Source organism: Pantoea sp. C8B4 (assembly GCF_051336905.1).
Taxonomy (GTDB): domain Bacteria; phylum Pseudomonadota; class Gammaproteobacteria; order Enterobacterales; family Enterobacteriaceae; genus Pantoea; species Pantoea rwandensis_B.
Window position 1 is genome coordinate 1 of the sequence record NZ_JBGMNK010000029.1, and the last position, 10,536, is coordinate 10,536.

Sequence of the window (10,536 nt, forward strand, 5' to 3'; positions counted from 1 at the left end):
TCGCACACATCGCACACATCGCACACATCGCACACATCGCACACATCGCACACATCGCACACATCGCACACATCGCACACATCGCATACACCGCACATGAAGCATTCGCGCAGACCTTGTTATTACGGTGCCTGAAGTATGATTTCCGATGCGAAGCCTGTCGCAGAAAAGACGATTCTCCGACCTTTCATTTCCCTTTTGTTCAAGCCTCTGACAAAGTAGCGGCCCAATGAGCTGCGGGCGCAGCTGACATGCCTGTGGGAGGCAAAATGACCATCGGATCGCCCAGATGGCTGGGACTCAGCTACTTCACCTACTTCTTCTGTTACGGCATCTACTTACCTTTCTGGAGCGTCTGGCTCAAAGGAATAGGCCTGGATGCTGAAAAAATCGGCTTACTGCTCGGTTGCGGCATGGTGGCGCGATTTGTCGGTAGCCTGCTGATCGCCTCGCAGGTTAAAAATCCCTCTCAGCTGATTCTGGCGTTGCGGCTGCTGGCATTGATGACGTGCCTGTTTGCGTTAGGTTTCTGGTTTGGCGGCCAATGGTTATGGCTGTTACTGGTCATGGTGGGCTTCAACCTGTTTTTCTCGCCATTGGTGCCGCTCAGCGATGCGCTGGCAGCGACCTGGACGCAGCAAATTGGCCTGGCTTATGGCCCGGTGCGGCTATGGGGTTCGCTGGCGTTTGTGATTAGCTCTGCGCTGACGGGGATGCTGGTGAGTGCCTGGTCATCACAGGCGATTCTGGCACTGCTGAGTGCGGGCTTGTTGGCAATGCTTAGCGGCATGATGTTCGTACCCAAAACCCGGCCACAAGGTGATGCGCGGCAGGGGGCAAGCGGCGGTTGGGCGGCGTGGCGCGATATGCTACGGGAGAACGCGGTCTGGCGCTTTATGTTATGCGTGACGCTAATGCAGGGGGCACATGCAGCTTATTACAGCTTCAGTGCCATCTGGTGGCAGGAAGCAGGCTATTCCGCATCGGTGATTGGCTATCTATGGTCGTTGGGCGTGGTGGCGGAAATCGTCATATTTGCGCTGAGCAATCGTCTGTTTCGCCGTTGGAGTGCCCGTGACCTGTTGCTACTTTCATGCTGTTGCGCGTTAGTGCGCTGGGTGATGCTGGGATCCAGCACCGCGCTGCCGCTGTTAATTGCTGCTCAGATTTTGCATTGTGGCAGCTTCACCGTATGTCACCTGGCGGCTATGCGCTTTATAGCCGCACGTAAGGGCGCCGAGGTGATTCGGTTGCAATCGCTTTATTCTGCACTGGCGATGGGGGGCGGGATTGCAGTGATGACAATGATCAGCGGCGTGCTGTTTACCCATTTACAGGGACATCTGTTCTGGGTGATGGCACTGGTGGCGCTTCCTGCATTGTTCCTGCGTCCGCGCGCCGCTTAAGCTTCCAGCAGTTGACGAATGCGCTGCTGCTGATGATAGCTTAGCGGCAGCTCGGCATGGATCAGTGGGGGGGAGAACAGCGGTAACGATGTGGCGTAAGGTGTGATCACCAGCGCCACGTCACGCGGTGCACCTTCTCGCTGAAAGTGCAGCATATCCTGATAAGTGATGTTGATGGGCAGCAGTGTTATCTCGCGGATTTGCTGCTCAAGTAATTGTTCCATTGCCGCATCCGCGCCGGTCAACAGCAGTACCTGCTTCTCCTGCAGTGCGCTATCCTGCATCAGCCAGGCCCCGAACAACACTGCCACCAGACTGACTTCTTCCGCGCTGAATTCCGTGCCGAAATCACTGCTGAAGTGGTAGAGCGCGCGTTCGGTGGTGCGCAGTAAACGTGGATAAAGACGTGCCACGTCCAATGCCACACTGTTATCGATCCCAATGGCAAAGTGACTGCGATCCAGCGCTTGCGCCAGATGCGTGAATAATTGCAATTTCAGCTCGTGCTGATTTTTGACGCGTGTCTGCGCCAGCTGTTCAAAACGGGCGATTAACGCTTCTACGGCCAACATGAGTTGCTGCGCCTGGTGGTCTTCAAGCTGATTCCCATCCGGCGCATGAATCAAACTGAACAGCAGCGTCCAGAAGTCGGTTTCGCTAACGTCCGGCGCTAAATGGCAGCGTTTCTGCCAGTGGTGAATCACATCATCTGCGGCAGCACGCTCGGTTTTTGCTGCCAGCCATGCCCGCTGTTTTTCATTAAACAGTGCATTTTGCCGTTGGCACAGCGCATATTTCATAAAGATTTGCAGGAACAGGCGATCGCGCGGCGTGAAATCGCGGCTCAGTCGCAGACTACAATGTTGAATTAACGCCTGCAGATTGGTTTCATCCCACAGCGCCTTTTCGATATTGAGGACTTTCAGGCGCTGACGCAGCACGGGAGCAAAATGTTCGCAGACGAAATCCTGCGACAGGCGCAGCGCGCGTCGCAGCCAATGGAGCAGGCAGAGCCGCCTGTCCAGTTCCGTCCCATGTATGCGGAAGCTGCCATCCACCATCTGGTGTAACTCCAGTTGATGGAAGCGCTGTATCTCATCACCGACATCCGCGATATCCTGTCGGGCAACGGCAGGATCAACACCATTTAACTGGCAGAGCTTTTCAAGCGTTAGCGCGGGAGCAGGCAGAAACAGTAGCAATAGCAGATGACAACGACGCTGGGCACGGCTGAAGAGTGGTGCAGATGAAGGTGCAGAACTCATCAATAGTATTATCCGCGGGTCATTTTTGAGCTAAGAATAGCTAACTCCACGCGGTAACCCTGCACTTTGTCGTGACTTTTGCTCAGAGCTTTTAGGCGGGTCACAGTTTTTCTGGACCAGTATAATCTTCACTTGAGAATTGTTACTTTATAACACATGAAAATTGCGCTTATTACTTTTACGCTGTTGTTCAGCGCAGCGGCCTGGTCACATCCGCACAGCTTTATCGATATGAAAACCGAGTTCGTTAGCGACAAAGATCATCTGACGGGGATGAAAATGGTGTGGACGATGGATGAAATCACCTCGGCCGATCTGCTCTACGATGCAGGCAAGGCGAAACCGGGCGATGTGGTATGGAAAAAGCTGGCGGCTCAGGTGATGGCGAACGTATTGGGCCAGCACTATTTCTCTGAAGTCTGGCAGGATAAAACGCGGGTTAAGTTCCTGAATTTACCTAAGGAGTACAATTTGTCGCGCAATGGCAATAAAGCGGTGCTGGAATTCATCGTCCCATTTGGTGAACCCCAGTCGTTGAGCGCAAAACAGTATCGCATTCAGACCTTTGACCCAAGCTACTTTGTTGATATGTATTACGATAACCCACAGGCATTAACCATGGACGACAGCGTCAAAGCACACTGTCAGATTGACCTGCATACCCCAAAACCGGATGACTCGCTCAAGCAATACGCGCTGTCGCTGGATAAAGCCGATGCGCCGCCAGAAGACATGGATCTTGGTCAGCAATTCGCGCAAACGGTAACCCTGACATGTCATTGATTTCACTGCCTTCTCGACCACGCCGTTTGTGGCCGCTATGGTTGCTGGCCGTAGTGATGCTGGCTGCCGGATTTACCTTGTGGCAGCACTGGTCGCAAATTTTGCTGCAAAGTGTGTTGTGGCAGAAAATCCTGAATCGAGAGATGACCCAACTCCTGCAGCAAGTCGCTGAACAGCCTCAGCAGGCGGGATTGACCTTGATGCTCTTCAGTCTGGCTTATGGTGTGCTGCACGCGTTGGGTCCAGGGCACGGCAAAGTGGTCATCAGCACCTTTCTGGCAACGCATCCCGCGAAGCTGAAAACCAGCATGAAACTGACGTTATTGGCCGCACTATTACAAGGTGGTGTGGCGATTGGTTTGGTCACAGTGATGCTGGTGGTATTGCAAACCTCATCGCGGCAGATGCATCTCGGCAGTTACTGGCTGGAGAAGGGCAGTTACCTGCTGGTAATGGCATTGGGCGTCTGGGTCGGTTGGCGCGCCTTGCGCGCTCTTTATCAGGGATTGCGTCCTGCGCCGCAAAAAATGCAGATCCGCGCCATTCGCCCGCATCATCAGCATGATGAACATTGCGGTTGCGGTCACGCCCATTTACCCAGTGCGGAACAGATGGAGCAGGCAGTGAGTGGCAAAACTCAGGCGCTGGTGGTGCTATCCATGGGCATGCGTCCCTGTTCTGGTGCCATCATGATGCTGCTGTTTGCCAAGGTGATTGGCGTTTATGCGTGGGGCGTGGCTTCTGCCATTGCGATGGCCATCGGTACCGCCGTGACCGTGTCTGCAATGGGTTTGTTAGTTCAGCGGTCGCGTCGCCTGGCCGAGAGGTTGGGCGCGGCAAACGGCGATTCGCAACGGGCGAAAGTTGTTATGTCTGCACTGGCGTTAACGGGCGGGGTAGTGCTGATGTTAGCGGGGTGGTTACTGTGGCAAAGTGCACAGCCGATGATGAGTAGCGGGTTGCGTCCGTTTTAACGACAAAAAAAGGCGGATGTGATATCCGCCTTTTTTGTGCTTAGCGCTTCAGCGCTTCGCTCAGTTCCTCACGCATGGTCGCCAGCATGGCTTTCACAACGCGTGGGTTACCTGCAACGATGTTACCTGACATCATGTAACCGTGGTTGCCAGTGAAATCTGTCACCAGGCCGCCCGCTTCGCGCACCAGCAGTTCACCTGCGGCGAAATCCCATGGCTTCAGGCCGATCTCGAAGAAACCGTCCACACGGCCAGCGGCCACGTAAGCCAGATCCAGCGCAGCAGAACCGGTGCGACGGAAATCTGCACACTGGGTAAACAGTTTGCCGACGATGTTGATGTAAGGGGTCGCGTGCTGCTTCAGCTTGAACGGGAAGCCGGTCGCGAGGATGGTGCCATCCAGATCGCGCGCGGTGCTGCCACGCAGACGGTAGCCATTCAGCTGTGCGCCCTGGCCGCGTACGGCGGTGAACAGTTCGTTACGCATTGGATCGTAAACCACAGCCACTTCGGTGCGGCCTTTGATGCGCACTGCGATTGAAACTGAGAAGTGAGGTAAACGTTTAATGAAGTTGGTGGTGCCATCCAGCGGATCGATTACCCATTGAATGTCCTGATCGTCACCCGCCAGTTCACCACTTTCTTCGGTGATAATGGAGTGCTGCGGGTAGGATTTGCGAATCACTTCGACAATCAGACGTTCTGCGTCGCGGTCAACATTGGTAACGAAGTCGTTGCTGCCTTTCTGGCTGGCTTCGACAGCGTCCGGGGTTTCATAATTCTTGGCAATTAAATTTCCGGCCTTGCGCGCTGCGCGCACGGCGATGTTGAGCATCGGATGCATCGGTATCTCTCGCTGGATGTTAAAGAACGGGTGAAAACGGCGCGGAGTATATCAGGGTGTTCAGCAAATGTCCTGCTTTTATGCTAGGCTACGCGCCATCATTTTCTCACCGCTCACTATTATGCTGCAAAATATCCGAATCGTACTGGTAGAAACCTCGCACACTGGCAACATGGGCTCTGTCGCTCGCGCCATGAAAACCATGGGCTTAACCAATCTTTATCTGGTCAATCCGCTGGTCAAACCTGACTCGCAGGCCATCTCTCTTGCCGCCGGCGCCAGCGATGTGATTGGCGATGCAAAAATCGTGGACACGCTGGACGAAGCGATTGCGGGCTGTAGCCTGGTTGTCGGCACCAGCGCACGTTCCCGTTCGCTGCCCTGGCCGATGCTGGATTCACGTGAATGCGGTATCAAAAGCGTGGAAGAGGGTCAGCAGGCACCAGTGGCTTTAGTCTTTGGTCGTGAACGCGTGGGCCTGACCAACGAAGAGTTGCAGAAGTGCCACTATCACGTCGCCATTCAAGCGAATCCGGAATACAGCTCGCTGAACCTGGCGATGGCAGTGCAGATCATCGCTTATGAAGTGCGTATGGCATGGCTGGAGGCGCAGGAACAGGCCAATCCTCAGCCGCAAGAAGAAGAGTCACCGTATCCGTTAGTGGACGATCTGGAGCGCTTCTATCAGCACATCGAAAAGATGATGCTGGACAGCGGCTTTATCCGCGAAGGCACCCCGAGCCAGGTGATGAGCAAACTGCGTCGTCTTTATACTCGCGCGCGCCCGGAACGTGATGAACTTAATATCCTGCGCGGTATGCTGGCTTCGTTCCAAAAGCCTAAAGGTGATAAGGGTAATAGTTGAGTAAAACAGTTGGTTAAATAGTTGAGTAAATTACTTGGTTAAATAGTTGACCGTTTTACTCAGGAATGGCAGACTGGCGTCAATTCATCAGATAGCCCGCCGATACCCGGACGGACGCTTACGAGGTTGTATGCTATGAGACTGACATCCAAAGGACGTTATGCCGTAACCGCTATGCTGGACGTTGCACTGCACTCAAACGAGGGCCCGGTGCCGCTGGCTGATATTTCTGAGCGTCAGGGCATTTCGCTCTCCTATCTGGAGCAGTTATTCTCACGTCTGCGTAAGCACGGTTTAGTGGCCAGCGTTCGTGGTCCGGGCGGTGGTTATCTGTTAGGTAAAGATGCCGGCGCGATTGCGGTTGGCGCGGTGATCACGGCGGTTGACGAATCTGTTGATGCCACCAAATGCCAGGGCAAAGAAGGCTGCCAGGGCGGTGAGCGCTGCCTGACTCACGTCCTGTGGCGTGATCTGAGTGAGCGCATCAGCGAATTCCTCAACAACATTACGCTGGCTGAACTGGTGAACAACCAGGAAATTCTGGATGTGGCTGACCGTCAGAACATGACCGACAACCGTCGCTTCCAGCAGCACCGTATGCAGGAAACCATTAACGTTAATCTGCGTGCTTAATCCCGTCTAAGCCCCAACCCTTGATGATTCGAGGTGCAGGAAAGCGGCAAGCGAATGAATCCCCCAGGCGCTTACATCAGTAAGTGACTGGGGTGAATTAGCGCAGCCAACGCACCTGCGGCTTGAGCATGACGGGTTCACACAGCCGGGGCTGAATCGTGCTATAAAGACGTATGATTTTTTATACGGAGTTTTAGCGCAATGAAATTACCGATTTACCTGGATTACGCAGCGACAACGCCTGCCGATCCGCGTGTCGCCACCAAAATGATGCAGTTCCTCACTTTGGATGGCACCTTCGGTAACCCCGCTTCCCGTTCTCACCGTTTTGGCTGGCAGGCTGAAGAAGCCGTTGATGTGGCGCGCAATCAGATTGCTGAGCTGGTCAACGCCGATCCGCGTGAAATCGTTTTTACTTCCGGTGCCACTGAAGCTGATAACCTCGCCATCAAAGGTGCGGCTCAATTCCATCAGGCACGCGGCAAACACGTCATTACCAGTCAAACTGAGCACAAAGCGGTGCTGGATAGCTGTCAGCAACTGGAGCGTGAAGGTTTCGACGTCACTTATCTGCAACCCGGCAGTGATGGCATTATTACGCCTGCAATGCTGGAAGCTGCGCTGCGCGACGATACCGTGCTGGTTTCCCTGATGCAGGTGAACAACGAAACCGGCGTGATTCAGGATATTGCTGCGCTCGGCGCCTTGTGCCGTGCGCGTGACATTCTGTTCCATGTTGATGCCACCCAAAGTGTCGGTAAATTGCCGATTGATGTCGCCGTACTGCCGGTGGATCTGATGTCGTTTTCAGCGCATAAGCTGTACGGCCCTAAAGGCATTGGTGCGCTGTGGGTGCGTCGTAAACCGAAACTGCAGATCGATGCGCAGATGCATGGTGGTGGACACGAGCGCGGTATGCGTTCCGGTACGTTGCCGGTGCATCAGATTGTTGGCATGGGCGAAGCGTACCGTATCGCACGTGAAGAGATGAGCAGTGAAATGGCTCGTCTGTCGGCTATGCGCGAACGTCTGTGGCGCGGTATCAGCCGCTTAGAGAATGTGAAGATTAACGGTTCGCTTGAGCAGGGCGCACCGAATATTTTGAACCTCAGTTTTGCTCAGGTTGAGGGTGAATCCTTGATCATGGCGCTGAAAGATCTGGCGCTGTCATCGGGTTCTGCCTGTACCTCGGCCAGTCTCGAACCCTCTTATGTTTTGCGCGCCATGGGTGTTAAGCAGGAACTGGCACACAGTTCACTGCGCTTCTCGCTGGGGCGTTTCACCACCGAAGAGGAAATTGACTACGCCATTGAGCTGGTCAAAAAAGCGGTCAGCCGTTTACGGGCATTCACGCCCGCCACGTCCCGCTAATTCATGCACTCCCTTGCGCCGGTTCTGGCGCAAGGTGACACCTAACGCAAACGGAGCTACGCGATGACAACACAACCGATGACTATTACGCTCAGCTCCCAGGCCGCCGATGCGCGCTGGGGTGAAAAAGCACTGCTGAGCAGCACTGAAAGTGGCATGACCCTTCACCTGACTGGCGCCGATGCGCTGATGAGCATCCAGCGCGCAGGGCGCAAGCTGGACGGTCAGGGGATCCGCCATGTCGCACTGAGCGGCGAAGAGTGGGATTTGGAAAAATGCTGGGCATTCTGGCAAGGCTATCGCAGCCCGAAAGGCAAACGCCAGGTAGAGTGGCCAGCATTAAGCGAAAACGATCAGACAGAATTTGATCGTCGCCTTAAAATCGTTGACTGGGTACGTGACACCATCAACCTGCCTGCGGAAGACCTCAGCCCGGAACAACTGGCGCACAGCGCGATCGATTTGATCAGCGAAGTGGGCGGTGATGCAGTGAGCTATCGCATCACCAAAGGCGAAGATCTGCGCGAGCAGGGTTATGCGGGTATTCACACCGTGGGCCGTGGTTCAACCCGCGCACCTGTGCTGCTGGCGCTCGACTTCAACCCAAGCGGCGATGAAAATGCGCCGGTATACGCTTGCCTGGTCGGCAAAGGCATTACCTTTGATACCGGTGGTTACAGCCTGAAGCAGAGCGCGTTTATGGATTCGATGAAATCCGACATGGGCGGTGCAGCGACGGTGACCGGCGCGCTGGCGTTGGCGATTTCACGTGGCCTGACCAAACGTGTGAAGCTGTTCCTGTGCTGTGCAGACAACATGGTGAGCGGTAACGCGTTCCGTCTCGGCGACATCATTCGCTATCGCAACGGCAAGACCGTTGAAGTGATGAACACTGATGCGGAAGGACGTCTGGTGCTGGCCGATGGCCTGATTGATGCCAGCGAGCAAAATCCTGAGTTACTGATCGATGCAGCAACTCTGACAGGTGCAGCGAAAACGGCGCTGGGCAACGATTATCACGCCCTGTTTACCTTTGACGATGTCCTGGCGGAATCACTGCTGGGTAGCGCAACCGGTGAAAATGAAGCCTTCTGGCGCCTGCCACTGGCTGAATTCCACCGCAGCCATCTGCCGTCAAACTTTGCCGATTTGAACAACATCGCGAGTCCGGCACATGCAGCCGGTGCCAGCAGTGCGGCGGCGTTCCTTTCTCACTTTGTGAGCAAGTATCAGCAGGGCTGGCTGCACATTGACTGTTCTGCCACTTACCGTAAAAGCGCGGTGGATCAATGGTCAGCCGGTGCAACTGGTCTGGGTGTGCGTACCATCGCCAATCTGTTACTGAAATAAAGCCGGTGCGCATGAGTGCGCACGCTGCGTCAATATTATCCAGGGTCGCCATTCGTGGCGACCACACAGCGCTAAAGCGGCAAAACTCGTGCATGAGCTTGCCGTTTTTTTGGAACTTGATAAATGAGCAATCGTCTTGAAGAGGTGCTGAAGCTGGCCGCCACCGAGCCTGCGCACCGTCCGGAATTCTTTCAACTGCTGCTGGAATCTGACATTTGGGTGCCAGGTGAAAGTCCTGCAGAGCAGTTCGATGCCACCTCACCTGTGGAATTACAGCATTGGGAAAAAGAGGGCGGCGGCAGTGTTATCCCGTTCTTCACCTCAGAAGAAGCAATGGGGGAAGCGATTAAAGAAGAACAGCCTTACCTGCGTCTGCCCGCGCGCACGCTGTTCGAAATGACCCTGGGTGAGAGCCTATTCCTCAATCCTAAGTTGCCCGCCGGCAAAGAGTTTTCACCGGGTGAGATTGCCCATCTGATCGGTGAAGAGGGCAGTGCGCTGAGTCAGCAAACGGTACTGGAAGGGGGCCATGCGCTGCTTCTGTCGGAAGTGGCTGAACCACCCGCACAGATGATTGATTCACTGACGCAGCTGTTTGCCAAGTATAAACAGGTACGTCGTGCTTATATTGCCAGCATTCGTGAGAGCGCCACGGAAGAACCCAATTTGCTGATCGGTATCGAAGCGGATAGCAATATCGAGGAGATCATTCAGGCGGCAGGCAGCGTGGCAACCGATACGCTGGCAGATGATGCACCGATTGATATCTGTGAAGTGGTGAGCGAGGAGAAAGGTGTCAGCCATTTCTTTACCGCGCACATCACGCCTTTTTATGAACGTCGCTGGGGGAGTTTCCTGCGCGATTTCAAAGGCAGCCAGCGGATTATTTAAATATCGCTTGTAGCGGTGCGATATCTTGCGAATCTGTCAGCCAAAATGCGGCTGCAGAAACGCGCGAAAATCGCGCCGCTACCCTTCATTGCCATGCTCAGAAGTTTGTTCTGCCAGCTACCCTTCATTGCCATGCTCAGAAGTTTGTTCTGCC

The 10,536-nt window shown here is 54.6% G+C and carries 11 protein-coding genes; 9 read left to right on the forward strand and 2 right to left on the reverse strand.

Features of this window, described 5'->3' with window-relative positions:
- Together ACCW76_RS20645 and ACCW76_RS20650 are read left to right on the forward strand one after the other, a co-directional pair.
- The coding region (locus tag ACCW76_RS20645; RefSeq protein ID WP_436339983.1) for a hypothetical protein at window positions 1–233 on the forward strand (233 nt) is incomplete at its 5' end.
- 36 nt (window positions 234–269) lie between these two features.
- Window positions 270–1,406 (forward strand): 3-phenylpropionate MFS transporter, encoded by a 1,137-nt coding sequence (locus ACCW76_RS20650; RefSeq protein WP_436339985.1) that lies wholly within the window; start codon window positions 270–272, stop codon window positions 1,404–1,406.
- On the opposite strand, the gene csiE is transcribed toward ACCW76_RS20650, so the two are convergent.
- The gene (csiE, locus tag ACCW76_RS20655; protein ID WP_045814928.1) at window positions 1,403–2,671 is read right to left on the reverse strand and encodes a stationary phase inducible protein CsiE; all 1,269 of its coding nucleotides are present in this window, start codon (window positions 2,669–2,671) and stop codon (window positions 1,403–1,405) included. The genes ACCW76_RS20650 and csiE overlap by 4 nt on opposite strands.
- A 156-nt stretch (window positions 2,672–2,827) precedes the next feature.
- On the opposite strand from csiE, the gene ACCW76_RS20660 reads away from it, so the two are divergent.
- The gene (locus ACCW76_RS20660; protein WP_038645388.1) at window positions 2,828–3,454 is read left to right on the forward strand and encodes a DUF1007 family protein; all 627 of its coding nucleotides are present in this window, start codon (window positions 2,828–2,830) and stop codon (window positions 3,452–3,454) included.
- Window positions 3,445–4,428, forward strand: coding sequence for a nickel/cobalt transporter (locus ACCW76_RS20665; protein ID WP_436339987.1), 984 nt, complete (start codon window positions 3,445–3,447; stop codon window positions 4,426–4,428). Before ACCW76_RS20660 ends, ACCW76_RS20665 begins: the two co-directional genes overlap by 10 nt.
- Before the next feature lie 40 nt (window positions 4,429–4,468).
- On the opposite strand, the gene suhB is transcribed toward ACCW76_RS20665, so the two are convergent.
- On the reverse strand, window positions 4,469–5,272 hold the full coding sequence (gene suhB, locus ACCW76_RS20670) for an inositol-1-monophosphatase (RefSeq protein ID WP_034825653.1): 804 nt from the start codon (window positions 5,270–5,272) through the stop codon (window positions 4,469–4,471).
- 121 nt (window positions 5,273–5,393) lie between these two features.
- On the opposite strand from suhB, the gene trmJ reads away from it, so the two are divergent.
- From trmJ to sseB, 5 genes are all read left to right on the forward strand, one after another.
- On the forward strand, window positions 5,394–6,137 hold the full coding sequence (trmJ, locus tag ACCW76_RS20675; RefSeq protein WP_038649961.1) for a tRNA (cytosine(32)/uridine(32)-2'-O)-methyltransferase TrmJ: 744 nt from the start codon (window positions 5,394–5,396) through the stop codon (window positions 6,135–6,137).
- Window positions 6,138–6,272: 135 nt separating this feature from the next.
- Window positions 6,273–6,770: a Fe-S cluster assembly transcriptional regulator IscR gene (gene iscR, locus ACCW76_RS20680; protein ID WP_038645393.1), complete on the forward strand. Its 498-nt coding sequence runs from the start codon at window positions 6,273–6,275 to the stop codon at window positions 6,768–6,770.
- A 201-nt stretch (window positions 6,771–6,971) separates the two neighbouring features.
- Entirely contained in the window at window positions 6,972–8,141 is a 1,170-nt protein-coding gene (locus tag ACCW76_RS20685) for an IscS subfamily cysteine desulfurase (protein ID WP_436339990.1), read from the forward strand.
- A gap of 63 nt (window positions 8,142–8,204) precedes the next feature.
- A complete protein-coding gene (pepB, locus tag ACCW76_RS20690; protein WP_038645398.1) occupies window positions 8,205–9,491 on the forward strand; it encodes an aminopeptidase PepB in 1,287 nt (428 codons plus the stop codon).
- A 123-nt stretch (window positions 9,492–9,614) separates the two neighbouring features.
- Window positions 9,615–10,382: an enhanced serine sensitivity protein SseB gene (gene sseB / locus ACCW76_RS20695; protein WP_045814924.1), complete on the forward strand. Its 768-nt coding sequence runs from the start codon at window positions 9,615–9,617 to the stop codon at window positions 10,380–10,382.
- The last annotated feature ends 154 nt before the right edge of the window (window positions 10,383–10,536 follow it).